We start from the raw sequence: 25,410 nt of genomic DNA, 5'->3' as shown, positions 1-25,410 counted from the left end.
GATTGGTATTGCGAAACACATACATGTTTCAGTTGTTATATCCAATCTAACCAAATTATAAATGGATGGGAACCAAAGAGTTGTGAAACAGATATTTTAGTAAGTCAAATCAGCTTTCGGCGTAGTCATCAAAAGCCTGCAGCAGTAATTTTTCGGGAACTTCCACATCAATGCAAGCAGAACCTATGGTATCCAGGAGGCTAAACAATACCTTGCCGTGGGTGTTTTTCTTGTCGTGCCGCAACAGGGAAATAATAGCACTGCGTTCTGACTGATCAATGGCCTTGTGGGGAAAATGCCCTGCAAACACCTTTTTGATTTCAGTATGGGCCTGTTCAGACATCCCCCTCAATTTTACTGACAAGAAGGATTCCATGATCATGCCGATAGCAATAGCTTCTCCGTGCAACAGCTGCTTTGAAGACGATTTATCGAGAAAGTAGGATTCAATTGCATGACCGAGGGTATGTCCGAAATTTAGCATTTTTCGGATATTGCGCTCAAAGGGGTCTTTTAACACTACTTCGTTCTTGAGAACAACAGAGCGGTATATATATTCCCTGAGATCGGAATAATCTGTAATTTCAGATAATTCCTGCCAATAGTCGCGATCCTGTATCAGCCCGTGCTTCAACATTTCCGCAAAACCGCTTTTAATTTGCCTAAGCTCCAGGGTCTTAAGGTAATCGGGTTGAATGATAACCATTTCCGGTTGCCTTATCAGGCCAATCTGGTTCTTTAACCTGCCCAGGTCAATCCCTGTTTTGCCACCAACAGATGCATCCACCATAGAAAGCAGGGTAGTGGGGATGTTTATAAAGGCTATCCCTCGCTGATAGGTAGAGGCTACAAAACCACCCAGATCTGTAAGAACACCACCTCCCAGGTTGATGAGCAGGCTGTTCCTATCTGCACCTTGCTCCGAAAGCCATTCCCAGACCCTAATGCAGCTTTGGATGTTTTTATGCTGTTCCCCTGCCGGGATGGAAAAAACATCCCTGTCTTTAAGCATAGGACATTGCGCCATCAGAACAGGAAGGCATAATTCACGGGTATTAGTATCTGTAAGGATAAATACCTTTGAATAATTTTTCTCCTGCATATGCCACGCCAGCTGTTTTTCCCCGGCTCCGGAGAAATGTATGGCATATGACTCTGTTAAAATGGACTCCATAAAGGGGATGCTTAATACAGGCAAAATAACCGAAAATTTTATAGATTTCTTTACAATTACTGTCAGTATATTTGGGGTATTGAGAATTCCTTAAAAATGACCCGAATTTTTGAAGATACCGCAACCGCATTCGCCCTAAAAAGTGACGCGGAACTGGAAAGGGCTTATTTCCTTTTCAAATTAATTTCCAATGAGCCGCTGGTTAAAATTGGCACAGGCCTCACCAACTTTGCTATTAAAGCGCGATTGCCTGTAGAAGGTCTAATACGGACAACCGTGTTTGATCACTTTTGTGGGGGAGTAAGCGAACAGGACTGTATGCCGGTGGTAGAAAAAATGTGGGCCAAAAGGGTTAGCACCGTCCTTGATTATTCTGTAGAAGGAAAGGAAACAGAAGATCCTCTTGATGATGCCCTGGATAAGACACTCGAGATGCTTGACTTTGTGAAGCGGAAAGATGCTATTCCCTTCGCGGTCTTTAAGCCTACCGGATACGGGAGGTTCGCACTTTTCCAAAAGGTAAGTGAAGGGAAAACACTGACGGGTTCGGAAAAAAGCGAGTGGGAAAGGGTAGTGAACCGATTTGACCGAACCTGTAAAAAGGCCCATGATTTGGGAGTATCCCTGTTGATAGACGCAGAAGAAAGCTGGATGCAGGATGCAGCAGACCAGCTGGTTGAGCAAATGATGCGCAAATACAACCGGGAGCACGCAATTGTTTTCAATACGCTTCAGATGTACCGATGGGACCGTATGGAATATCTGGAGAAATTGCATGAAACTGCCCAGAAAGAAGGATTTAAAATCGGGATTAAGGTTGTACGCGGAGCGTATCTGGAAAAGGAAAACGAACGTGCCGCAGATAAAGGATATAAATCCCCCATTTGCAGTTCCAAGCAGGAAACGGATGAGAATTTTGACAGGGCTGTTGTTTTTTGCCTGGATCATCTGGACATCATATCAGTATTCGCGGGTACCCATAACGAATTGAGTTCCCATAAACTTATGGAGCAAATGCAGCAAAGGGGAATCCCCGCCAGTGATCCCCGGATTTGGTTTGGGCAATTGTATGGGATGAGCGACCACATTAGTTTTAACATGGCAAAAGAGGGCTACAACGTAGCCAAGTACCTGCCTTTTGGCCCGGTAAGGGATGTGATGCCCTACCTGATCCGGCGTGCCGAGGAAAACACCTCTGTAGCCGGACAGACCAACCGGGAACTGGAGCTGCTCAAAAAAGAGCGCAAACGAAGAAAATTATAAAAGTTTCAGGCTGTAAGCGGGATCGGCTATAACTTTATATAGTTCTTTAGACGCGTTTCGCTTTCGCAATTCAGGAAGGTGAGCTCTAATTCCTGTTTATCGGATTGCCCGCGCACCACATATATTTTGCAGGGCTTAGCTTCTGTATCGCTTTTTCTGAAAAGCACATCACCCTCCTCCAGTACTGCCCTGGTTGCAAGGGAGTCCGAAAAGGGCTGTAGGGAATCATCAATTACCAGAGGTTTGGATCGCAATTCTTTTAAGACCCTGCAATTGGGCAGGTAGCAGAATTCAACCCCGGTTTCATCTGATTTCTTTTTAAGGAAAAAAGTAAGGAAAATCAGGCCTATAGACAGCCCTATTAAAAAATAGCCCAAGCGTTTTAAAAACGGCATGCTTAAAATATAAGGAAATTGATATCACTAAACTTCATTGAAAACCATTCTCCCACGGTGCGGTTGGTCAGAATTCCATGATACATATACAGGCCGTTTCTGAGTCCCTTGTCGAATCGCAAGGAATTTTCCAGACCCCCGTCTTCTCCAATTTTCATCAGATAGGGCGTAAAGATGTTGCTGATGGAGATGGAAGAGGTCTTGGGGTAGCGTGCGGGAATATTGGGTACTGCATAATGTATAACCCCATATTTTTTGTGGGTTGGCTTGTTGTGGGTGGTTAGTTCGCTGGTTTCAAAACAGCCGCCCATATCTATGCTCACGTCAATAATCACGGCCCCTTTTTTCATGTTTTCCACCATAGATTTGGATACCAGTATGGGGGAGCGGTCTTTTCCCCTGACAGCCCCAATGGCCACATCGCAGCGTTTCAGGGCCTTCAGCAGGTTCTTGGGTTGCAGGGTAGAGGTGTATAGGGTTCTGTTTAGATTGGTCTGTATACTCCGCAGCTTGGTTATGGAGTTGTCAAATATCTTGACATTGGCTCCCAGGCCAAGGGCAGAGCGCGCAGCAAACTCGCCAACCGTACCTGCCCCCAGAATTACTACTTCAACCGGGGGAACCCCGCTTATATTGCCAAACATCAGGCCGTTGCCCTCGTCGGCCGCCATAATTTCTGCTGCAATCAGCACGGATGAAATACCGGCTATTTCACTAAGCGACCGAACGGCCGGATATTTTCCTTCATCATCCCGGATATACTCAAAGGCGATGGCGGTAATCCGCTTTTTGGCCAGGGTTTCGAAATAGGATTTGGTTTGTGTCTTTATCTGTAGGGCTGAAATGACCGTACTCTGCGGGTTGATCAGTTCAATTTCGGAAAGGGTAGGGGGCTCCACCTTCAGGATAAGCGGGCAGCCGAAGACTTTTTTGGTATCGCGTGTAATGGTTCCTCCGGCATTGGTATAGTCCAGGTCACTGAAACTGGCTCCTTCCCCGGCTCCGGATTCCAATAAAACCCTATGCCCATTGGCGGTAAGCGCATTAACAGCGTCGGGGGTCAGGCAGATACGCTTTTCCTGGTACTGGCTTTCTTTAGGAATGCCAATAAATAATTCGCCTTTCTGCTGTAATATCTCTAGCTTTTCCTCCTGAGGGAGCAATTGTTGTTTGCTGAATGGGGAAGAGGGTTGGTTCATACCATTATATTGGAAGGGCCGTCAAAAACGGCCTATCTCCCAAAAATACAATAAATTCCAAAATTTAAAGCTGCCGGACACGTGAAGCTAAGGAGTTGTTGCCATTAGAGGCTCAACAGGCTCTTCATGGCAGTCTGCAATTGTTTCATAAGCTGGTTGAGGGTGCGCTTGGGGGTTCTATTGCTTAAATCTTCTTCAGCATCAGTAACAAGATGATTATCGATTTGAATCCCTGCCTTTTGCATTTGTTCCCTTTCCTTGTTCTTATAATACTGCAGTTCTGCGTCCATGGCCTCCAGGTCTATGCCGTGTACATACTTATCGAATAGTTTTAATCGGATAAAGTAAACAAAGGGAATGACCACCATACATACAGGAAGTAGCCAAAGGACATTTTCAGTGTCTACATACAGATCTTCCGAATAGATTACTTCAAAGATCTGGAAGGCATACATACAGATAGGGATCAATAGGATATGGTACCACCAGTGTTTACAGGTAAAGAACCAAATAGTCAATAGGTAGAGTGGAATTAATTTTCCGAGAAGAAACCAAATATAAACGTCAACAGATTGAAATCCATTCTTTGTAATTTCAATTCCGATGAAATTTAAAGTATCGTTCGGTCCTGAGGGTACATACTCGTGTAACTTAAAGATAAATGGGCAACCGATTATTAATAGTAACCAAAAAGATTCAATTAAAAATCTTTTCTTCGCTTTTCCCCTTTCTTGGCTTTCTACCTTCATTTTAGAAGATTTAATTTGACTATTGTTTAAGAAGAAAACGAAAAAAAAACCGACTTATTGGCCGGTTTTTAACTTATCGATAAATGGTCTGATAAATCGGATAAAATATATAATAGTCTTTGGTTCTGACTTATGACCTAATTTTGATTGTTGCTTTTGGTGATTTTGCTTTTGTCGATTGCATCTGTCCCTTTAGTAATCTTGCTTTTATCAATTGAATCGGGACCTTTTGTAATCTTACTTTTATCTATACCTACTTCATATAATTCAGCATCTGCAGTGTCATTTGTACATGATGCGAATATCAAGACTGAAAAAGTCATTATCCCAAATAAAATTTTTCTAGTGTTCATCGTCTCGGAGGCTTTAAGGTATTCTTAATCTCAAATGTAGGAAAAATTCCCTATGAACTTTTCATACTACAATCAAAAATAGTGCATTTCATCGATCAAAGCAAGCATTTAAGCGAAAATTATGCATTTCATCGAATTAACTGCAATAAAAATGCGGTCCGGACGATACGTCTTTTGCACTTAAACGGCCTGCAGCCTCAGTATGCGGTCCCCTTCAGGAAGCATTTCAAGCTGTATGGAGGTATAATGCAGCGGGAGCAGGTTTTGTATCCGTTCAGGCCATTCGATAAAGTGCCAGCAATCGGCTTCCAATAATTCCTCCATTCCCATATCCAGGGCTTCTTCTTCGTCTTTTAAACGGTAGCAATCATAATGCAGTGCAAGCAGCCCTCCTTCCCGGTTGTGGTATTCATTGATAATTCCAAAAGACGGACTATTTCCCGCATCAAGGGTGCCCAGGTTGGTTATCAAAGCCTTGATCAGGGTTGTTTTTCCGGAACCCATAGGGCCATACAGGCAAACAGTTTTGTGCCTGGTTTTGGAGAGTAGATTTTCGGCTACTTTATAAATATTTTCTATATTATAGATTATTTTCTCCATTAAATTTATATATTAGTAACGTTCTTCTGATTTTTAAATTTTTTTACTCAAAATTGTTGTTGCTTTTAAGTAGAATCCGTTGTCTAATACTTCAAAAAATAAAGTTCAATTTTATCCATCCAATTGGATTAGTAAATTTAAAAAGGAGGTCATTATTATCTTGATAGTAATACTTTTGCCCTTTAGTTCATTTTTACATTTGTTCTTCAATACTGAAATTAACTCCTTATCCGTCTTAGGGATTGTAATCAATCATGGCTTTAAGAATAATCAATTATTCGTTTGGTCCCTTTTTTTAAATTTAATTCCCCTAATTCTATCTTCTATTTATTTCATTACCTCGTTAAGTAAACTTAAGTATTTTGTCTACCCATTTATCTATTATCATGTAAGTTATTTGGTCTTTTTATATTTAAGTAACAGTCCTATTTATCACTATTTTGTGTTTTCGGAAGGAGGTATGCTATTATTTTTAATGATTCTTTTCACCTTACTACTTTTGGATCGATTATCAAATAAAATTGGTCTAAGTAGGGTTGTTAGCATTTCAATTCCTGAAGTTGCAAAGGAATGGATTTTTAAAAAAACACTTAGACTTAATTCTCAGATAATAGCAACATTGAAAAATAAAAAGTTGACTATAAAAGGCTACTTAGTTAGGCTTCAATATCTACAAATAATCATTAATCAAATAGTACACAGCAAGGAACAGAACTCCTTGTACTTTTCCGATAGATATAAAAATAAAATTAACATATTATCTGCATTGGGTTTGATTATGTCGGGTGCTTTGGTCTATTTAAATAACTTTATACCAGAAAATTTTACAACTTTAAGACTTGGCATCTTAAAGATTGGAAGTTTTGGTTTTGCAGACGTCAATACGTTCATCTGGTACATCACTCAAAAACTTTCCATGATCATCGTCCTGGCAGTGTGGTTTGTCAGTAATCCGCATTGGTGGCGATATGCCCTGCTGTCTCCCCTGGTGCTTTACGTATATCAATTCTGGGAGACTTTTCAGGGGCTGGAAACAGTAGAAGACTATGAAAACGTCAGGGTCTTTCCCCTGGTGTTCCTGACCATTAGTTTTATTATGCTGCTTTCGAAGGTGATCAGAAGGCGTAGCCGCACCCTGGACTATCAGATCCATTTACAGGCAGAACTGGACAAGGGAATAGAGGTGCTTAGTCGACGCGGGATGGAGTATTAAGTTATTTCTTCCGTATCTCGTCGGTGATTTCCTTTAGCATATTCCGCATTTCCTCCCTTTGCCTTTCCTTGATCTTTTTTTCAATAATCTGTTCGATCTCCTGTTGGCGGGCGGGCGGGAGCTTATCAAAATCCAAAGGTTCTTCCTCCATTTCTGATTTTAGCATACTGCCTTCCCCTGTGAGCAGCCAGGCAACATTCAGATCCGGATAGGTCCGAATAATATTTTCGATAACATCACTACCCACTGAAGCTTTGTTTTTACTCATCCTTAAGGTATAGCCGTTGCTGGCTCCTATGGATAAGTCAAATTGGCGAGCACTTAAACCCGCATGTTCAATAAACTGCATGAGTCGATCGATGGTCTTTATCATGATTGCTGCTATACTTTTGCACAAAGATAAGGTATCTTGAGGTATTAAGAAAATATACTCTAAAAACATTTTTATCACTCTAAAATATAGATTATAATTTGTATATATAGAAAATATACTATATTTTTAATATACTTTGGTCGCCCATAGCTGTATTATTAACCCTACAAAATTCCATCCTATGAAAACCATTAAGCACATTGAGCGTCTGCAGCGGCTGCATTACCTCATTCAACAAGAATGTACAGGCTCCCCTTCTGAAATAGCCGACCGCCTTGAAATCAGTGAGCGCACCGTTTATTATTTAATTGAACAATTAAAGGATTACGATGCGATCATTGCTTACGATCGAAGCAGAAGGACCTACTATTACAAGGATGACTTTGTGCTGGAGGTTAATTTTTCAATATGCATTGGCAACCACGATCAGGTTACCGAAATACTCGAAGGCAGCTACTTCAACAACAATACCAGCGGATATGCACGTTAATTTCCTGAAATTAATCAGGTTTTTTACTTACCGCGGTTTCAAGCTGATAAAGGGTACAATCATTTCCTCAAGGGAAACCCCGCCATGCTGATAGGTGTTACGGTAATAACTGACGTAGTGGTTATAATTATTGGGGTAGGCAAAAAACAAATCGTTTTTGGCAAAGATATAGGAGCTGCTGACATTTATTGTGGGCAGGTACAGTTCTGCGGGCCGGGTTGCGGCCATTACATCCCGGTCTTCATAAGTGAGGCTCCGGCCGGTTTTATATCTGAGGTTCAGGCTGGTTTCTTTGTCTCCAATTACTTTGGAAGCCTGTTTGACGTTTATGGTTCCGTGATCTGTGGTTATTATCAATTGCAGCCCCATGGTCTGGGCCTGCTGAATGATTTCCAGCAAGGGGGAATTGCGGAACCAGCTTTGGGTAAGGGAGCGGTAGGCCTTGTCATTAGAGGCCAGCTCCTTGATTACCTCCATTTCTGTTTTCGCATGCGAGAGCATATCCACGAAATTATAAACCACAACAGTCAGGTCATTCTTTTTCAGTGATTTGCTCTGTTGTACCAGCTGTTTGCCCTGCCTGAGGTTGCTAATTTTATGGTACTCCCATTGCAGATCCAGCCCCAGCCTTTTGAGCTGGGCTCCTAAAAATTCGGCTTCGTGCAAATTTTTGCCTCCCTCATCCGTATCGTTTTTCCACCACTTTGGAAATTGTTTTTCCATATCCAGCGGCATCAATCCGGAAAAAATAGCGTTCCGGGCGTACTGGGTAGCTGTCGGTAAAATGCTGTAATAGGGGGTTTCCTGAGACTTTTTGTAAAAAGGGGACAGGCATTCCTCGAAAGCAAACCACTGGTCATACCGCAAATTGTCGATTACCACCATAAGGGTGGGGCCCTGTTCGATGATGGGGACAACTTTTTCCCGGAAAAGCGTATGGGACATGATGGGCCCGCCACCGTTTTGAAACCATCCGGGGTAATTTTTTTCAATAAACTTCCCGAATTGCATGTTGGCTTCCGATTTCTGGGACTCCAGAATTTCGAACATACCGCTGTCTTCAATGGATTCCAGTTGCAGTTCCCAATAAATTAGTTTTTTATACAAATCTGCCCAAGCCTCATAGGTATTTACCATAGAGAGGTCCATGGCAATCCTCCCAAATTCCTGTTGGTAGCTGGCCGTTGTCTTTTCCGACACCAGCCGGGAGTGATCCAGGTTTTTTTTAAGGGAGAGCAGTATCTGGTTGGGGTTAACAGGCTTGATCAGGTAATCTGCAATCTTGGAGCCGATGGCTTCTTCCATAATGGCTTCTTCCTCGTTTTTGGTGATCATTACCACGGGAAGGGCGGGTTGCTTCTGTTTTAATTCACTGAGGGTTTCCAGTCCGGATAGCCCGGGCATGTTCTCGTCAAGAAATACAATGTCGAATGGCTGCTTTTCAATCGCCTCGAGGGCATCCTGCCCGCTTCTGCAGGTAACCACCTCGTAATTGCGCTCCTTGAGGAATAACAGGTGGGATTTCAGTAAATCTATCTCATCATCAACCCACAATACGGTTATTTTCTTCATCTTTAATAAAATTTGGGACATTCTGATTGTATCGTTCACCTAAAATAGTGATGACACTCTCTGGTCAATTTTCTACCTTTGGAAAGACAACACAAAATGAAAGATTTGAAGCAATCTTCAAAGCTCAAAATATTTAATGATCCAATTTACGGATTTATAAGTATTCCCAGCCCACTGGTTTTCAATTTAATTGCCCATCCCTACTTTCAGCGCCTCAGGCGGATCTCACAAATGGGGCTTAGCTACCTGGTCTATCCGGGGGCCCATCACACCCGGTTCCATCACGCTTTAGGTGCCATGCACCTGATGCAGCAGGCTATATCCCTGCTAAGGCGAAAGGGCTTTGAGATTAACCAAGATGAGGAAGAGGGCCTGCTTTGCGCAATCCTGTTGCACGATATAGGACACGGTCCTTTTTCCCACGCCCTGGAAAACGAATGGGTGAGTGGCATCTCCCATGAGGCAATTTCCCTGCGGTTTATGGAAGAGCTCAACAAGGAGTTCTCCGGCAGACTTGATCTGGCCATTGCCATTTTTACCGGGTCTTATAACAAAAAATATCTGAACGAGCTGGTATCCAGCCAATTGGATATGGATCGTCTGGACTACCTCAAACGGGACAGCTTTTATTCTGGCGTCGCAGAGGGCAATATCAACGCAGAACGGCTCATAACGATGCTGTCGGTTCATGAAGGAAGGCTGGTTGTGGAAGAAAAGGGAATCTATTCGGTTGAAAAGTATTTACTGGCCCGCCGCTTTATGTATTGGCAGGTCTATTTGCATAAAACAGGCGTGGTTGCAGAACAGTTACTGATACGTGTTATTCAGCGGGCCCGGGAATTAGGGCAGAGCGCCAGCCTGCAATCGGTTTCGCCGGCTCTCGATTTTTTCCTGAAACAAAACCCTGGAAAATTGGAGTTTACAGAGGAGGCCCTGAAGCAGTATGCAGAACTGGACGATATCGATATTCTGGCCAGCCTTAAAAAGTGGCAAAAGGCTGATGACAGGGTGCTGGCCGCTTTATGCAAGATGCTGCTGCAGCGCAGACTTTTATCCATTAAAATCAAAAAGGCCCCGATTTCTGCCCGCAGCCTGCAAACCAAACTGGAAAAATGCCGGGCCAAAACAGGTATGACAGAGTCGGAAGCCGCCTATTTTGTTTTTGAGGGGGTTTTACATAACCGCGCCTACAACCAGGACAACCAGAATATCAATATAATTAAGCCAAACGGGAAGGTGATAGATGTAGCCAGCGCTTCGGATCATCTCAACTTAGAGGTCCTCTCCCAACCGGTCACCAAATATTATATATGTTATCCCAAAAAAGGCATATAACAATTTTTCTTACTTTTGTCAGCATCTTAATCAAACAGCAATTTACCTTTGGAATTTACGGCTAGTCAGATCGCAGGAATCTTGGAAGGAGAGGTTGAAGGCAACCCGGAAATTGCGGTTCATAAACTTGCTAAAATTGAAGAAGGTACTGAGGGCTCCCTTACCTTTCTGGCAAACCCAAAATACACGCCCTATATATACAGCACGGAGGCATCCATCATTATCGTCAATAAGGGCTTTGTGCCCGAGCAAGACCTGAAATCTACGCTTATTAAAGTGGAGGACGCATACAAGTCCTTTTCCAAACTCCTGGCTTATTACAACCAGGTAAAAAATAACAAAACGGGAATAGAGAGCCCGGTATTTGTTTCAGATTCAGCTAATTACGGATCTGACCTCTATCTTGGGGCTTTCTCTTATTTGGGGAATAATGTAGAAATAGGGAACAACGTAAAAATCTACCCCAATGTCTATATAGGGGATAATGTAAAAATAGGAGATAACAGCACGGTTTTTGCCGGTGCGAAAATCTATTCCGAAACCATCATTGGCAAGGATTGTGTGATCCATAGTGGTGTTATTTTAGGCGCAGACGGATTTGGTTTTACTCCGGACGAGGAAGGGGCTTTTTCCAAGGTCCCCCAGACAGGAAATGTGATTCTGGAAGACCATGTGGATGTAGGTGCCGGCACAACCATTGACCGCGCCACCCTGGGTTCAACAATCCTGAGGAGGGGTGTGAAACTCGATAACCAGATCCAGATAGCTCACAATGTTGAAATAGGCGAACACACTGTAATTGCTGCGCAGACGGGAATAGCAGGTTCTACCAAAATCGGGAAGCATTGTATGATCGGGGGGCAGGTTGGAATTGTAGGGCATATTGTGATAGGAGACCGGGTAAAGATTCAGGCCCAGTCCGGGATTTCACGGAATATAAAGAGTGATGAAGTGCTACAGGGCTCTCCAGCTTTAAACTATGGGGACTACAACAAATCCTACGTTCATTTTAAAAATTTACCCAGAATTGTTAATCGCATAGAAGATCTCGAAAAAAACAAGGGGAAAAGCAATGGTTAAGCAAAGAACAATTTCCAAGGAGGTTACCCTCAAAGGGGTGGGGCTTCACACAGGAGCACAGGTCACTATGAAGTTTGTTCCCGCACCGGAAAACCATGGGTATGCCTTTAAAAGAGTAGACCTGGAAGGGGAACCGATTATTGAGGCGGATGCCAATTATGTAATTAATACACAGCGCGGGACCAACCTTGAAAAGCGGGGCGTAAAAATCCAGACCTCAGAACACGTATTGGCAGCTCTGGTAGGCCTTGAGATAGATAATGTGATGATTGAACTGGATGCGCCGGAACCGCCAATTATGGATGGTTCGTCCAAGTATTTTGTGGAATCCCTGGAAAAGGCCGGTATAGTGGAACAGGATGCCGAAAGGGAAGTCTATGAGGTAAAAGAAGTCATTACCTACAGGGATGAGGCCACCGGCAGTGAAATTACGGTTATCCCGGCTGAAGAATACCAGATTACCACCATGGTGGATTTTGGGACCAAGGTCCTTGGAACCCAGAATGCCTCCATTGAACACCTTTCACAATTTAAAGAAGCTATTGCGGATTCCCGGACCTTTAGCTTTTTGCACGAGCTGGAAATGCTTTTGGAACACGGCCTGATAAAAGGGGGAGACCTTAACAACGCCATTGTTTATGTGGATAAGGAAATTTCCCCGGAGACCATGAAAAAGCTTGAAAAAGCCTTTAAAAAGAAAAAGTTATCCGTAAAACCCAATGGCATACTCGACAACCTGACCCTGCATTATCCCAATGAGGCGGCCCGACATAAATTGCTGGACGTTATTGGGGATCTGGCCCTGATAGGGACCCGGATCAAGGGAAAGGTTATCGCCAATAAACCCGGGCACTATGTGAACACACAGTTTGCAAAAAAGCTTTCTAAAATAATCAAGCTGGAAAAAAGGAATAATGTTCCCAAATACGACCTGAACCAGGAACCATTGATGGATGTGGTTCAGATCATGAAAATGCTACCCCATCGACCGCCTTTTTTATTGGTGGATAAGATCCTGGAACTGTCCGATACGCACGTTGTGGGCATAAAGAACGTAACGATGAATGAGCCCTTTTTTGTGGGGCATTTTCCAGGAGCCCCCGTTATGCCAGGGGTACTGCAGGTGGAAGCCATGGCGCAAACCGGAGGCATTCTGGTTCTCAGCACGGTGCCGGACCCGGAAAATTACCTGACGTATTTTATGAAGATTGACAACGTGAAGTTTAAACAGCAGGTTTTACCCGGAGACACCCTTATTTTTAAATGCGATCTTATTTCGCCAATCAGACGCGGGATATGCCATATGCAGGCTTATGCCTACGCCAATGGCAAACTGGTTTCGGAAGCCGAGCTAATGGCGCAGATCGTTAAAACCAAAAAAGACTAGTATGAATCAGCCTTTGGCTTATGTACACCCCGGCGCTAAAATTGCCAAAAATGTGGTAATTGAACCCTTCGCTACCATCCATAATAACGTGACTATAGGAGAGGGAACCTGGATCGGTTCCAACGTAACCATCATGGAAGGCGCCCGGATTGGTAAAAATTGCAATATATTCCCCGGAGCCATTATATCGGCCCCTCCCCAGGACCTGAAATACGAGGGAGAAGACACCACCGTGGAAATTGGGGATAACACCACTATACGCGAATGTGCAACTATCAATAAAGGTACGGCAGACCGGATGAAAACCGTTATTGGCAAGAACTGCCTGATCATGGCCTATTGCCATGTGGCTCACGATTGTGTAGTGGGCAATAATTGCATATTCTCCAATAATTCAACCCTTGCAGGCCACGTGACCATTGGTGACCATGTGGTGCTGGCCGGTCTGGTGGCCGTTCATCAGTTTGTTTCAATTGGCACCCACGCTTTTGTAACCGGAGGTTCTTTGGTGAGAAAGGATGTTCCTCCCTTTGTGAAGGGGGCCAGGGAGCCCATGTCTTATGTGGGGATCAATTCTGTAGGGCTCCGGAGAAGGGGGTTTACAGCCGAAAAAATCAGAGAAATACAAAATATTTACCGCATCCTGTATCAGCAGAATTACAATAATTCCCAGGCGGTACAAATCATCGAGGCTGAAATGGAGGCAACTCCTGAGCGGGATGAAATTCTACAGTTTATACGGGACTCTCAGCGTGGAATAATGAAAGGATATTTTAGCAGCAATTAAATTATGGCATCAACATCAGATATCAGGAAGGGACTTTGTATTCGCTACAACAACGACATCTATAAGATTACGGAATTCCTGCATGTAAAACCGGGAAAAGGCCCGGCTTTTGTCCGGACCAAGCTCAAAAGCGTAACGACCGGTAAAGTGCTGGACAATACCTTTTCAGCCGGGCACAAAATAGAAGATGTCCGGGTCGAAACGCGTTCATATCAGTTCCTGTATAAGGAAGGGGAGACCTACCACTTTATGAATACGGAAGATTACAATCAGATAGCCTTGCAGGAGAGCGCCCTGGACGCTCCCGAATTACTCAAGGAAGGGGAAGTGGTGACCATTATGTTCAACACGGAAGATGCCATGCCCCTGTCTGTGGAGATGCCGGCCAGTGTGATCCTGGAGGTTACCCATACGGAACCCGGAGTAAAAGGGAATACGGCCACCAATGCAACCAAGCCGGCAACCTTAGAGACCGGGGCCCGAATCAACGTTCCGCTATTCATCAATGAGGGGGATAAAATAAAAGTGGATACCGAGAAAAGCAACTATATGGAACGCGCCAAAGAATAGTTGTAGATATGAAATTCCCAAGGACCCATACTTTATCGGAAATCGCTGGAATTATCGGCAAGGAATATGTCGGGGACCCGGATTTTCCGGTTCAGGGGATCAATGAAATTCACGTGGTGGAACCCGGAGATATTGTTTTTGTGGACCACCCAAAATACTATGACAAGGCGCTTAATTCCAGGGCAACGGTTATCCTGATCAACAAGCATGTGGACTGCCCGGAGAACAAGGCATTGCTTATCTCGGACGATCCCTTTCGGGACTTTAACCACATTACAAAACATTTCAGGCCCTTTCAAAATTCCAATACTGCAATAGCTGAAACTGCAAGCATTGGGGAAGGCACCATTATCCAGCCAAATGTCTTTATAGGAAACCACGTAACCATCGGCAGAAACTGTTTTATCCATTCCAATGTCAGCATCAATGACCATTGCGTTATCGGAGACGGGGTAATAATCCATTCCGGGAGCGTTCTGGGTTCAGATGCTTTTTACTACAAAAAGCGGCCTGAAGGATTCGACCGGCTGCTATCCGGTGGCCGGGTAGTTCTTGAGGACGGGGTGGAGCTTGGATCGCTTTGCACAATAGACAGGGGTGTAAGTGGCGATACCATAATTGGACAGGGCAGTAAGCTCGATAATCAGGTTCATGTGGGGCATGATACCCAAATCGGGAAAAAGTGTCTGATAGCCTCACAAACGGGAATTGCAGGCTGCGTTATCATTGAAGACGAAGTAACTTTGTGGGGACAGGTAGGCGTTACCAGCGCCATTACCATTGGAAAAGGAGCCGTGGTCCTGGCTCAAACCGGGGTTTCAAAATCCCTGGCTGGTGGGAAGTCCTACTTTGGCAGTCCGGCGGAAGAAGCCCGGGAACGACTCAAACAACTGGCAAACGTCCGGCAGATCCCGTCCATGATGGAACAACTAAAAAAACTATAGGATTTTTTAGCCTTTCTGCTGTAAAGGCTATTTTTGTTAAAAATTAAATACAACTAAATGAGTGTTCTAGTAAACAAAAACTCCAAAATAATAGTACAGGGCTTTACGGGAAGTGAAGGGACCTTCCATGCCGAGCAAATGATTGAATACGGGACCAACGTGGTTGGAGGAGTTACCCCCGGTAAAGGAGGGCAGGAACATTTGGGCAAGCCAGTTTTTAACACGGTTTCCGACGCTGTTGAAAAAACGGGAGCCGATACTACCATTATTTTTGTGCCACCTGCTTTTGCTGCAGACGCCATCATGGAGGCTGCCAATGCAGGCATATCGGTGATTATCACTATAACAGAAGGAATACCGGTGGCAGATATGATCAAGGCCAATACCTATGTAAAGGAAAGGGGAGCACGCCTGGTAGGCCCTAATTGTCCTGGTGTGATCACCCCGGGAGAAGCCAAAGTGGGAATTATGCCCGGTTTCGTGTTTAAAAAAGGAGGCGTGGGGATTGTTTCAAAATCCGGTACGCTCACTTACGAGGCTGCCGATCAGGTAGTGCGTCAGGGACTTGGTATAACTACGGCCATAGGAATCGGGGGTGACCCTATCATCGGCACCACAACCAAGGAGGCCCTTGAGATGCTGGTAGAAGACCCTGAGACCGAATGCGTGGTAATGATAGGTGAGATTGGCGGGCAGCTGGAAGCAGAAGCGGCCAGGTGGTATAAAGCAAATGGCAGTAAAAAACCAGTAATCGGATTTATTGCAGGGGAAACAGCACCGGCTGGAAGAACCATGGGTCACGCGGGAGCGATCGTTGGCGGTAGCGACGATACCGCCCAGGCTAAAAAGCGCATTATGCGCGAATGCGGTATTCATGTTGTGGATTCCCCAGCCCAGATTGGCATGAAGGTCAAGGAAGTAATGGCTTGAAACAGTTAACAGTATAATAAAATCCCGCAATCGCGGGATTTTTTGTTGGTCACTTCTCCGAAAGGGAAGTATATTTGATAGTCGTCCAACCGATAAATACTAATTATATGAAAATCCTGGAAGGAAAGAAAGCGATAATAACCGGTGCCAGCCGTGGCATTGGAAAAGGAATTGCAGAAGTATTTGCAGCGCACGGGGCAGATGTTGCCTTTACCTACAGCAGTAGTGAAGGGCCCGCCCTGGAGCTGGAAAAAGAACTCAAAGCAAAAGGAGTTAATGCCAAAGCTTATAAGAGTAATGCTGCCAGCTTTGAGGAAGCTGAGAAACTGGTAAACGCCGTATTGGAAGATTTTGGGTCTGTGGATATCCTCATTAACAACGCGGGGATTACCAAAGATAATTTGCTGATGCGGATGAGCGAAGAAGATTTTGACCAGGTAATAGATATTAATCTGAAGTCGGTTTTTAATATGACCAAGGCCATCCAGAGAACTTTTCTTAAACAGCGCAGTGGATCCATAATCAATATGAGTAGTGTAGTGGGGGTAAAGGGTAATGCCGGCCAGGCCAACTATGCGGCTTCCAAGGCAGGGATGATTGGCTTTACCAAAAGTATTGCCCTTGAACTGGGTTCCCGAAATATTCGTTGTAATGCCATTGCTCCGGGCTTTATCGAAACCGAAATGACCGGAAAGCTGGATGAAAAAACAGTGCAGGGCTGGAGGGATGCTATCCCGCTTAAACGCGGAGGAAGTCCTGAGGACATTGCCAATGCCTGCCTTTTTCTGTCCTCAGACCTTTCTGCCTATATCACCGGGCAGGTCCTCAATGTTGACGGTGGCATGCTCACCTAAAACAGATGCGGGTAGTTTAAATAAAAGCAGGTCCTGCCAGCTACAATGGCTTTCAGGGCCATCGCTTACTTCTCGCCAAGTTGTAAAATAACTGTCTGCTAAAACACGAATCAATGCCCAGGTCTGCCTTTTTATGGATTCTTGCTGCTCTTGTAGTATCCGGCTTGCTGGTCTGGTTTCAATATTATTACAAAACAAAGCCCAGGCCCTGGAGAAATACCCTTGCATTGCTCAGGTTTCTGGCTGTTTTTGGCATTTTGCTCCTATTGGTTAATCCGGAGGTTGAAAAACTTCAGACCTATCTTACCAAAACAAAGCTCCTTTTGCTTGCCGATAACAGCGCATCCATCGATTTGCCGGAGGAGCGTCAGGCCCTTCTCAGGACACGTTCATTCCTGGAAAATAATCCAGAGCTGCAGGATCGGTTTGAAATTCAAAAGTATCGATTTGGAAAAAACCTTGAGGCGGGAGACAGCCTGGACTTTGCTGAAGGCCAGACAGATATCAGTGCAGCCATGGAATCCCTTTCCCGGGTGCATAACAATGAAAAAGCCGTGGTTGTTGTGTTTACAGATGGCAATCTGAATAGGGGCAGCAGCCAATGGTATTCAGCCAATTCGGAGCTGGATATCTACCCTGTGGTAATCGGGGATACAACAACCTTCAGTGATCTCAGGATAGACCGCATCATTGCGAATAAATATGCATTCGAAGGAAATAAGTATCCTGTAGAAATTCTTTTTTCCTATTCCGGAGAGGCCTCCGCAGAGGTTAGCTTACAAATTACGGATAATGGGCAGCCCGTCTATCGCAACAGGATTTCCTTCCCGGCCGGGGGTGGGTCCGGACAAAGGGAATTGCTGTTAGACGCCGGCCAGCCCGGACTGCATATCCTTCGGGCTTCTATTACATCCCTGGAAGGGGAACGCAACCTTCAGAATAATTCTGCAACTGCCGGGATAGAGGTACTTGATGAACAATTGCAGATCGGTTTGGTGAGTACACAAACCCATCCTGATATTGGAAGTCTACTGCGCAGCCTGACGCAGAATCAGCAAAGACAGCTGGAGATAATGAGCCCGGTTGACGCTTCAGGCATGCTTGAGGAAACCGACCTTTGGATACTTTATCAGCCGGATGCGTCCTTTGCCCCCCTGTATGCACTGCTGAAAAACAAGAATACCCCCATTTTCTGGCTGTGCGGACCGGAGGCAGACTGGAACTTTGTGAATGCTGTTCAGCAGGGGTTTCAGCTGGAAGAGCGGGGACCTTCCGAGGAAATATTTGCAGAACTGAATGCCGGGTTCGGCTATTTTGATGTCAGCTCTTGGAAAACGGAGGATTTCCCTCCGGTAGAGGGCCTTTTAGGCTCTTATGATTTTACGGTTCCAAACGAATGGATACTGGGCCAGCGGGTAAAAGGAATTTCCCTGGAAGAACCTTTGCTGGCTTTATTAAAAGGCAGCGATCGGAGGCAAGCCGTTTTTTTTGGAAGCGGGTTATGGAAATGGCGAATGGCTACCTTTAAATCGGAGCGCAGTTTTGAATCGTTTGACCGCCTGATTTCCAAGGTCGTTCAGTTTCTAACCGCAGATGCGGTAAACCAAAGACTGGCCGTGGAATACGAGCCCATATACAGAGGGGCCGAGGAAAGCTATATCCGTGCAAGGTATTTTGATGAAGCTTATTCCTTTGATCCGGCTGCGAGCCTCGTTTTAAAAATCAGGGACAGCAGCGGTACCGCAGAGCGGGAATTCCCTATGTCACTGGGAAAAGATGTCTATCAGACAGACATCAGTTTTCTGGATCCCGGAAGTTATTCTTTTGCGGTGGAGTTACAGGATGGCAGTCTGAGACAAACGGGCAGCTTTAGTTTGCAGCGGGCATCTGTTGAACAGCAACCGCTTCCCTCCGATGTGGACTGGCTATCTAAACTGGCCCTGGAGAATAATGGGAGTGTGATTTTCCCGGATCGCCCCGAAGTGCTTACCGATAGTCTGCTCAATGCGGAACGCTATCGTCCCGTACAGAAAAGCCGCAGGAATATCGTATCTTTGCTGGAATATTATTGGCTGATGGCTCTTATTCTCGCAGCCTTTGCTGCCGAATGGTTTATCAGGAAATACAACGGATTACTATAATTAAAATATACTATGGATAAGTTACCTAAAATTGCCTTGCCGGCAATCGTTATCATTATTGTACTGACAATCTTAATTTCAAAATCTGCCATAACCATTGGCTCCGGAGAGGCCGGTGTACTATACCGTACTTTCGGGGATGGGGTGGTTATTGACGAACCTCCGCTGGGCGAAGGTTTCCACCTGGTAGCGCCCTGGAACAAGGTTTTTGTCTATGAGGTAAGGCAGCAGGAAGTTTTTGAAAAAATGAAAGTGCTTTCCAGCAATGGACTGGATATTCAATTAGATGCGTCTGCATGGTTCCAGCCGAACTACGGAGACCTTGGAAAGCTGCACCAGGAAAAAGGGGAAATGTATAAGGAACGCATCCTTTTGCCCGCCATCCGCTCTGCCGCACGCTCGGTAGTAGGTAGATATACCCCGGAGCAACTCTATTCCAGCAAAAGGGATGCCATACAGAACGAGATTTATCTGGAAACCAAAAAAATAGTGGAAGACCAGTATATCCAGCTTAATGAAATACTGGTAAGGGACGTTACCCTGCCGGAAACCATTAAGAACGCCATTGAGAGAAAACTCAAGCAGGAGCAGGAATCCCTGGAATATGAATTCCGACTGATAACTGCAGACAAAGAAGCACAAAGACAGCGTATTGAGGCACAGGGGAAGGCAGATGCCAACCGAATCCTGAGCGCATCCCTAACAGATAAAATCCTTCAGGACAAGGGAATAGAAGCAACTCTGAAGCTCTCGGAATCTCCCAATGCAAAAGTTGTGGTTGTAGGTTCAGGAGAATCAGGGCTGCCTATTATCTTGGGGAATAATTAAGTTTTAGGATTTTTATCTTTAAGATTTAAGTTATATTTTTGGCCTCATTATGAAACAAACTTTTTTACATCATCACTTCAATACTTGCACTCAGGCGAGGTAGGAAGGTATGATGTAAAATCAAGATGTTTCCAAACCCGTTTGAGTATTCAAGCGGGTTTTTTTGTTTTTAAAGCGTTATCGGGTAGTACTATGAGTAAAATTAAAATTGCAATTCAAAAAAGTGGCCGTCTCAATGAAGATTCCCTGGCGATATTAAAGGACTGCGGGATCTCCATAGATAACGGTCGGGATCAGCTAAAGGCTGCCGCCCGAAACTTCCCTATGGATGTGCTCTACCTGCGCAACGGGGATATTCCTCAATATTTACGTGACGGGGTAGTAGATATTGCCATCATAGGCGAAAATGTACTCTTTGAAAAGGGAGAAGATATTGGAGTAGCCGAAAAACTTGGTTTTTCAAAATGCCGGGTTTCCCTGGCCGTACCAAAATCAGATTCCTATGAAGGGATAGAGGATTTGGCTGGAAAGCGCATTGCTACATCTTATCCGAATACTGTGCAAAAATTTATGGATAAGGCCGGCATAAAAGCAGAACTGCATATCATTAATGGGTCGGTTGAAATCGCTCCTAACATCGGCCTGGCGGATGCCATCTGCGATATTGTATCCAGCGGCAGCACCCTGTTTAAAAACAACCTGAAGGAAGTGGAAGTACTGTACCGCAGTGAAGCGGTGCTGGCTGTTTCCCCCGGGATTGGAGCCGAACAAAAAGCAATTTTAAGCCAATTGCAGTTCCGTATCCAATCCGTCCTGGAGGCACGCAAAAACAAATATGTACTGATGAATGCACCCAATGATAAACTGGATACGGTCATTAAACTCCTGCCAGGGATGCGGAGCCCCACCGTTCTGCCCCTTGCGGAAGAAGGCTGGAGCTCAGTACATACCGTGATCAATAAAGACACTTTCTGGGAGGTTCTGGACCAGCTTAAAAAGGCAGGGGCTGAAGGTATTCTGGTCTGCCCTATTGAAAAGATGATTTTATAGCATGGCAACTATGCAATACATAAAAAACCCTGAAAAGGCGGATTGGGAACAATTGCTGCAAAGGCCGGCAGTAGATTCCTTTCAGTTGGAAGACCAGGTCCGGGAAATATTCAATGCTGTTAATGATGAAGATGATGCAGCTATAAACCGGTATACCCGGAAATTTGATGGCCTGGTCCCGCAGGAAATCGCCATGAGTCAATCCGATATTACAACCAGGGCTGCTTTAACGGAAGGGTCGCTCAAAAAGGCCATAGACCTTGCGTACCGGAACATTACGGCTTTTCACCGTGCGCAACAAACCAAAAAAGTAAGGGTGGAGACCAGCAGGGGGGTGGAATGCTGGATTGAGAAAAAGGCTATTCAGAAAGTGGGTTTATATATCCCGGGGGGTACTGCTCCCTTATTTTCTACAGTACTCATGCTGGGTGTTCCGGCTCAGATAGCAGGGTGCCAGGAAATAGTGCTTTGTTCCCCGCCCGGGGCCGAAGGAAGGTTGCACCCGGCTATTCTTTATGCGGCTCAGCTCTGCGGCGTTACTACTGTTTGCAGCGTTGGGGGGATACAGGCTATTGCAGCAATGACTTACGGGACGGTTAGTGTTCCGGCGGTTTATAAAATATTCGGACCGGGGAATCAATATGTCACCGCTGCCAAGCAGTGGGCCAGCCGCCTTGGGGTGGCTATTGACATGCCTGCAGGTCCCAGCGAACTTATGGTGGTTGCAGACGATACTGCAAACCCGGACTACGTAGCCGCAGATTTGCTGAGTCAGGCAGAGCACGGCAAAGACAGCCAGGTAGTCCTCTTAAGTGATTCTGCAAAACTGCTGGAGGCAGTACATCAGGCCCTGCCCGCACAATTACAGGCTTTGCCAAGAATAGAAATAGCGACCGCGGCAATTGCCAACAGCCGTTCCATCTTACTGCCATCTAAAAATGAAATTGCAGAAATGGTTAATGAATATGGCCCGGAGCACCTGATTATTTGCCATAAAGATGAAGGGTTTCTGCTGGAGGCTATCGTAAACGCCGGCTCCGTCTTTCTGGGAAATAACACCCCTGAAAGTGCAGGCGATTACGCCTCCGGCACTAATCATACCTTGCCAACCAATGGTTATGCCAAGCAATACAGCGGGGTAAACCTGGATAGCTTTATGAAAAGCATCACCTATCAGCGCCTGAGTCCTGAGGGGATTCAGCAGATTGGTCCCTCAATTGAAATAATGGCAGCCGCCGAAGGGCTGCAAGCCCATAAAAATGCCGTAACCCTGCGCCTTGAAAATGCAGGTAACACAAAATGAAGTAGCCGGAAATCCTATGGAATCGATAGACAAATTGGTGCGCCCTACCATTAAAAGCTTAAGGCCGTATTCATCCGCCCGGGACGAATTCAGTTCTGCAGGCGGGTCCATGACTTTTCTGGATGCCAATGAGAACCCATTCGAGAATGGGGTAAACCGATATCCGGACCCGCATCAGCGGAAATTAAAGAAGGTGATAGCCAGCCTGTGGAAGGTCTCTCAAGAGCAGTTGTTGCTTGGAAATGGAAGCGATGAAGTACTGGACTTGTTGTTCCGGGTATTTTGCGAACCTTATAAGGACGCTATCGTAAGCTTACCGCCTACATATGGTATGTATAAGGTCCTGGCTGGAATAAATGCCGTTAAAAATATTGAAATACCACTGGATAAGCATTTTCAACCGGATGTTTCTGCCATATTGAAGCAGGCAGGCCCTGAAACTAAAATGCTGTTCCTGTGTTCACCAAACAACCCCACTGGAAACACGCTCTCCCGGGACCTGGTAAGGGAATTGATACAGGGTTTCCCGGGCCTGGTGGTGATAGATGAGGCCTATGTCGATTTTTCCGAAGAAGGCAGTTATACTGAATTATTGGAGGCACACCAAAATCTGGTGGTAACCCGTACCCTTTCCAAAGCTTATGGGATGGCAGGGATACGGCTGGGTATCTGTATGGCATCCCCGGCGATCATTTCATACCTCAAATTAATAAAGCCTCCGTATAATGTTAATGAATTGACCCAGCAGTTTGCCATTAACCGCCTGGCTGACACAGCAGCAATTGAGAAAGAAATTGGAATACTTAAAGCAGAGCGTGAGCGACTGAGGTCCTTACTGGAAGCCGTACCATTTGTCCGGTATATTTTTGCAAGTCAGTCCAATTTTTTATTGCTTCGGGTAGATGATGCCGGCCTGCGATATAAGCAGCTGATCGATGCTGGAATTGTGGTTCGCAACCGCTCTACGCAGCACGGCTGCGAGCAGACGCTGCGCATTACCATCGGGACCCGTGCAGAAAACGACCGCATCCTAGAAACCCTGAATAAACTGTCTCAAACCCCTTCCCAATGAAAGCAAAGAAAGTATTATTTATCGACAGGGATGGAACCCTTATTCGGGAACCGGAAGACCAACAAATCGATTCCTTTGAAAAATTGGAATTCTACCCTGAGGTTTTCAGATTTCTGGGCAGGATTGCCCGGGAAATGGAATACGAACTGGTTATGGTAACCAATCAGGACGGCCTGGGAACCGATTCGTTTCCGGAAGAACAGTTTTGGCCGGTACAGCAGTTTATAATCGACAGTTTTCACAACGAAGGAGTAAACTTTAAAGACGTTTTTATCGACAAAACCTTTCCGCACCAGGGGGCAGATACCCGTAAACCGGGAACGGGGATGCTTCAGGAATACCTCACAGATGCGTACGACATGGCCGGGAGCTATGTGATAGGGGATCGCCTGACCGATATGGAGCTGGCTAAAAACCTTGGGGCCCGGGGGCTTTTTATCAACAACAATGAGGGGTTGGGCTTGGATGAGCTGGCCCACAGCCCGGATGCCCTCTCGGATGTAATTGACTGGGAAGGCTCCAGCTGGGAAGGCTTATATACTTTTCTTAAACTCGGAAGCCGTACGGCCCTTGTAAACAGGAAAACGGCAGAAACTGATATTCACATAGAATTAAACCTGGACGGCAAGGGGCAAAGTCATATCCAAACCGGCCTGGCATTTTTTGACCATATGCTGGACCAACTGGCCAGGCATGGCCAGATGGATCTCATTATACAGGTTAAGGGGGATCTCGAGGTTGACGAACACCATACTATTGAAGATACCGCAATCGCACTGGGAGAGGCTGTATACCAGGCCCTCGGCTCTAAATTGGGGATTGAACGATACGGCTTCTGCCTGCCCATGGATGATTGTCTGGCGCAGGTTGCTCTGGATTTTGGTGGCCGGAACTGGTTGGTATGGGAGGCCGAATTTAACAGGGAGATGATCGGGGATATGCCAACGGAAATGTTCCTGCATTTTTTCAAATCGTTTACCGACGCGGCACGCGCCAACCTAAATATTCAGGCGGAGGGCACCAATGAACACCATAAGATTGAAGCTATCTTTAAAGCTTTTGCAAAGGCCATAAAAATGGCAGTAAGGCGCGACCCGGATAAGATGGTTTTGCCTACAACAAAGGGAATGTTATAGCTAAATAGCCGCGGGTTCTGTTTATGAAAGTCATAATAATTAATTACGGGGCGGGAAATATTCAAAGCATTCAGTTTGCTTTTGAACGCCTTGGGGTACATGCCGGGTTGTCATCAGACCCTGAAGAGATCAGAAAGGCAGATCGCGTTATCTTTCCCGGAGTGGGGGAGGCCTCCAGTGCGATGCATAAATTGAAACAAAGTGGGCTGGAAACACTCATTCCGGAGCTCAAGCAACCCGTTCTGGGGATATGTCTGGGGATGCAGTTAATGTGCCATCACTCCGAGGAAGGAAACACCACTGGGCTTTCCATTTTCGATGAGGAGGTCATTCGTTTCGGTTCCGGATTAAAGGTGCCGCAAATAGGGTGGAATAAGATTGAAAAGCTGAAATCCCCATTATTTAAAGGGGTTCAGGAAGGTGCTTTTGTCTATATGGTACACAGTTATTATGCAGCTGCAGGAACAGATACCATTGCCAGCAGTACCTATGGGTTAGAATACAGTGCGGCCCTGGCCAGGGATAATTTTTACGGAGTTCAGTTTCACCCCGAAAAAAGCAGTAAGGCCGGAGCCCGAATCCTGCGTAATTTTTTAGAATTAACAGTATGAG

At 45.3% G+C, this 25,410-nt stretch carries 26 protein-coding genes; 18 read left to right on the top strand and 8 right to left on the bottom strand.

The window, feature by feature from the left end; genetic code table 11:
• Window positions 1-109: 109 nt before the first annotated feature.
• Complete coding sequence (gene aroB / locus ACT6NU_RS13755; protein WP_445382248.1) at window positions 110-1,174, bottom strand: 3-dehydroquinate synthase; 1,065 nt, start codon at window positions 1,172-1,174, stop codon at window positions 110-112.
• Window positions 1,175-1,270: 96 nt separating this feature from the next.
• Here aroB and ACT6NU_RS13750 point away from each other — a divergent pair, with 96 nt between their 5' ends.
• Window positions 1,271-2,437 carry a proline dehydrogenase family protein gene (locus ACT6NU_RS13750; protein WP_445382247.1) on the top strand — a complete coding sequence of 389 codons (1,167 nt, stop codon included), beginning with the start codon at window positions 1,271-1,273 and terminating at the stop codon, window positions 2,435-2,437.
• Between the two features lie 26 nt (window positions 2,438-2,463).
• Here ACT6NU_RS13750 and ACT6NU_RS13745 read toward each other — a convergent pair whose 3' ends face one another.
• From ACT6NU_RS13745 to tsaE, 5 genes are all read right to left on the bottom strand, one after another.
• On the bottom strand, window positions 2,464-2,832 hold the full coding sequence (locus tag ACT6NU_RS13745; protein ID WP_445382246.1) for a DUF4258 domain-containing protein: 369 nt from the start codon (window positions 2,830-2,832) through the stop codon (window positions 2,464-2,466).
• Between the two features lie 2 nt (window positions 2,833-2,834).
• The gene (locus ACT6NU_RS13740; RefSeq protein WP_445382245.1) at window positions 2,835-4,031 is read right to left on the bottom strand and encodes an alanine dehydrogenase; all 1,197 of its coding nucleotides are present in this window, start codon (window positions 4,029-4,031) and stop codon (window positions 2,835-2,837) included.
• A gap of 104 nt (window positions 4,032-4,135) precedes the next feature.
• Window positions 4,136-4,549 carry a hypothetical protein gene (locus tag ACT6NU_RS13735; protein WP_445382244.1) on the bottom strand — a complete coding sequence of 138 codons (414 nt, stop codon included), beginning with the start codon at window positions 4,547-4,549 and terminating at the stop codon, window positions 4,136-4,138.
• A gap of 368 nt (window positions 4,550-4,917) precedes the next feature.
• Entirely contained in the window at window positions 4,918-5,133 is a 216-nt protein-coding gene (locus ACT6NU_RS13730) for a hypothetical protein (RefSeq protein ID WP_445382243.1), read from the bottom strand.
• Window positions 5,134-5,313: 180 nt separating this feature from the next.
• The gene (gene tsaE / locus ACT6NU_RS13725) at window positions 5,314-5,733 is read right to left on the bottom strand and encodes a tRNA (adenosine(37)-N6)-threonylcarbamoyltransferase complex ATPase subunit type 1 TsaE (protein ID WP_445382242.1); all 420 of its coding nucleotides are present in this window, start codon (window positions 5,731-5,733) and stop codon (window positions 5,314-5,316) included.
• Between the two features lie 916 nt (window positions 5,734-6,649).
• Between tsaE and ACT6NU_RS13720 the strand changes: the two genes are divergently transcribed.
• Window positions 6,650-6,946 (top strand): hypothetical protein, encoded by a 297-nt coding sequence (locus ACT6NU_RS13720; RefSeq protein ID WP_445382241.1) that lies wholly within the window; start codon window positions 6,650-6,652, stop codon window positions 6,944-6,946.
• Window position 6,947: 1 nt separating this feature from the next.
• Here the strand turns inward: ACT6NU_RS13720 and ACT6NU_RS13715 are convergent, their stop codons facing one another.
• Window positions 6,948-7,319: a hypothetical protein gene (locus tag ACT6NU_RS13715; protein WP_445382240.1), complete on the bottom strand. Its 372-nt coding sequence runs from the start codon at window positions 7,317-7,319 to the stop codon at window positions 6,948-6,950.
• Window positions 7,320-7,500: 181 nt separating this feature from the next.
• Between ACT6NU_RS13715 and ACT6NU_RS13710 the strand changes: the two genes are divergently transcribed.
• Window positions 7,501-7,809, top strand: coding sequence for an HTH domain-containing protein (locus tag ACT6NU_RS13710; protein WP_445382239.1), 309 nt, complete (start codon window positions 7,501-7,503; stop codon window positions 7,807-7,809).
• Between the two features lie 27 nt (window positions 7,810-7,836).
• On the opposite strand, the gene porX is transcribed toward ACT6NU_RS13710, so the two are convergent.
• Window positions 7,837-9,381, bottom strand: coding sequence for a T9SS response regulator signal transducer PorX (gene porX / locus ACT6NU_RS13705; RefSeq protein ID WP_445382238.1), 1,545 nt, complete (start codon window positions 9,379-9,381; stop codon window positions 7,837-7,839).
• Window positions 9,382-9,486: 105 nt separating this feature from the next.
• Here porX and ACT6NU_RS13700 point away from each other — a divergent pair, with 105 nt between their 5' ends.
• The 15 genes from ACT6NU_RS13700 to hisH all read left to right on the top strand — a co-directional run bounded on the left by ACT6NU_RS13700 (window position 9,487) and on the right by hisH (window position 25,409).
• Window positions 9,487-10,716, top strand: coding sequence for an HD domain-containing protein (locus ACT6NU_RS13700; protein WP_445383870.1), 1,230 nt, complete (start codon window positions 9,487-9,489; stop codon window positions 10,714-10,716).
• Window positions 10,717-10,764: 48 nt separating this feature from the next.
• Complete coding sequence (gene lpxD, locus ACT6NU_RS13695; RefSeq protein WP_445382237.1) at window positions 10,765-11,796, top strand: UDP-3-O-(3-hydroxymyristoyl)glucosamine N-acyltransferase; 1,032 nt, start codon at window positions 10,765-10,767, stop codon at window positions 11,794-11,796.
• On the top strand, window positions 11,789-13,183 hold the full coding sequence (locus ACT6NU_RS13690; RefSeq protein WP_445382236.1) for a bifunctional UDP-3-O-[3-hydroxymyristoyl] N-acetylglucosamine deacetylase/3-hydroxyacyl-ACP dehydratase: 1,395 nt from the start codon (window positions 11,789-11,791) through the stop codon (window positions 13,181-13,183). The genes lpxD and ACT6NU_RS13690 overlap by 8 nt, the downstream gene beginning before the upstream one ends.
• Window position 13,184: 1 nt before the next feature.
• The gene (gene lpxA, locus ACT6NU_RS13685; RefSeq protein ID WP_445382235.1) at window positions 13,185-13,970 is read left to right on the top strand and encodes an acyl-ACP--UDP-N-acetylglucosamine O-acyltransferase; all 786 of its coding nucleotides are present in this window, start codon (window positions 13,185-13,187) and stop codon (window positions 13,968-13,970) included.
• Between the two features lie 3 nt (window positions 13,971-13,973).
• Entirely contained in the window at window positions 13,974-14,540 is a 567-nt protein-coding gene (gene efp, locus ACT6NU_RS13680; protein WP_445382234.1) for an elongation factor P, read from the top strand.
• Between the two features lie 8 nt (window positions 14,541-14,548).
• On the top strand, window positions 14,549-15,484 hold the full coding sequence (locus ACT6NU_RS13675) for a UDP-3-O-(3-hydroxymyristoyl)glucosamine N-acyltransferase (protein ID WP_445382233.1): 936 nt from the start codon (window positions 14,549-14,551) through the stop codon (window positions 15,482-15,484).
• A gap of 57 nt (window positions 15,485-15,541) precedes the next feature.
• Window positions 15,542-16,414 (top strand): succinate--CoA ligase subunit alpha, encoded by an 873-nt coding sequence (sucD, locus tag ACT6NU_RS13670; RefSeq protein ID WP_445382232.1) that lies wholly within the window; start codon window positions 15,542-15,544, stop codon window positions 16,412-16,414.
• Window positions 16,415-16,521: 107 nt separating this feature from the next.
• Window positions 16,522-17,268 carry a 3-oxoacyl-[acyl-carrier-protein] reductase gene (gene fabG / locus ACT6NU_RS13665; RefSeq protein WP_445382231.1) on the top strand — a complete coding sequence of 249 codons (747 nt, stop codon included), beginning with the start codon at window positions 16,522-16,524 and terminating at the stop codon, window positions 17,266-17,268.
• A gap of 113 nt (window positions 17,269-17,381) precedes the next feature.
• Window positions 17,382-19,409, top strand: coding sequence for a vWA domain-containing protein (locus ACT6NU_RS13660; RefSeq protein ID WP_445382230.1), 2,028 nt, complete (start codon window positions 17,382-17,384; stop codon window positions 19,407-19,409).
• A gap of 12 nt (window positions 19,410-19,421) precedes the next feature.
• Entirely contained in the window at window positions 19,422-20,237 is an 816-nt protein-coding gene (locus tag ACT6NU_RS13655; RefSeq protein ID WP_445382229.1) for a prohibitin family protein, read from the top strand.
• A gap of 192 nt (window positions 20,238-20,429) precedes the next feature.
• Window positions 20,430-21,287 (top strand): ATP phosphoribosyltransferase, encoded by an 858-nt coding sequence (gene hisG, locus ACT6NU_RS13650; protein ID WP_445382228.1) that lies wholly within the window; start codon window positions 20,430-20,432, stop codon window positions 21,285-21,287.
• A gap of 10 nt (window positions 21,288-21,297) precedes the next feature.
• A complete protein-coding gene (hisD, locus tag ACT6NU_RS13645) occupies window positions 21,298-22,590 on the top strand; it encodes a histidinol dehydrogenase (RefSeq protein ID WP_445382227.1) in 1,293 nt (430 codons plus the stop codon).
• Window positions 22,571-23,662 carry a histidinol-phosphate transaminase gene (gene hisC / locus ACT6NU_RS13640; protein WP_445382226.1) on the top strand — a complete coding sequence of 364 codons (1,092 nt, stop codon included), beginning with the start codon at window positions 22,571-22,573 and terminating at the stop codon, window positions 23,660-23,662. The genes hisD and hisC overlap by 20 nt, the downstream gene beginning before the upstream one ends.
• Complete coding sequence (gene hisB / locus ACT6NU_RS13635; protein ID WP_445382225.1) at window positions 23,659-24,798, top strand: bifunctional histidinol-phosphatase/imidazoleglycerol-phosphate dehydratase HisB; 1,140 nt, start codon at window positions 23,659-23,661, stop codon at window positions 24,796-24,798. Before hisC ends, hisB begins: the two co-directional genes overlap by 4 nt.
• A gap of 23 nt (window positions 24,799-24,821) precedes the next feature.
• A complete protein-coding gene (gene hisH / locus ACT6NU_RS13630) occupies window positions 24,822-25,409 on the top strand; it encodes an imidazole glycerol phosphate synthase subunit HisH (RefSeq protein WP_445382224.1) in 588 nt (195 codons plus the stop codon).
• Window position 25,410: the final 1 nt, after the last annotated feature.

The sequence above is a fragment of the Robiginitalea rubriflava genome, assembly GCF_052540725.1.
Note: the sequence above shows the minus strand (reverse complement) of the source record. Positions and strands in the feature narration are given on the sequence as shown.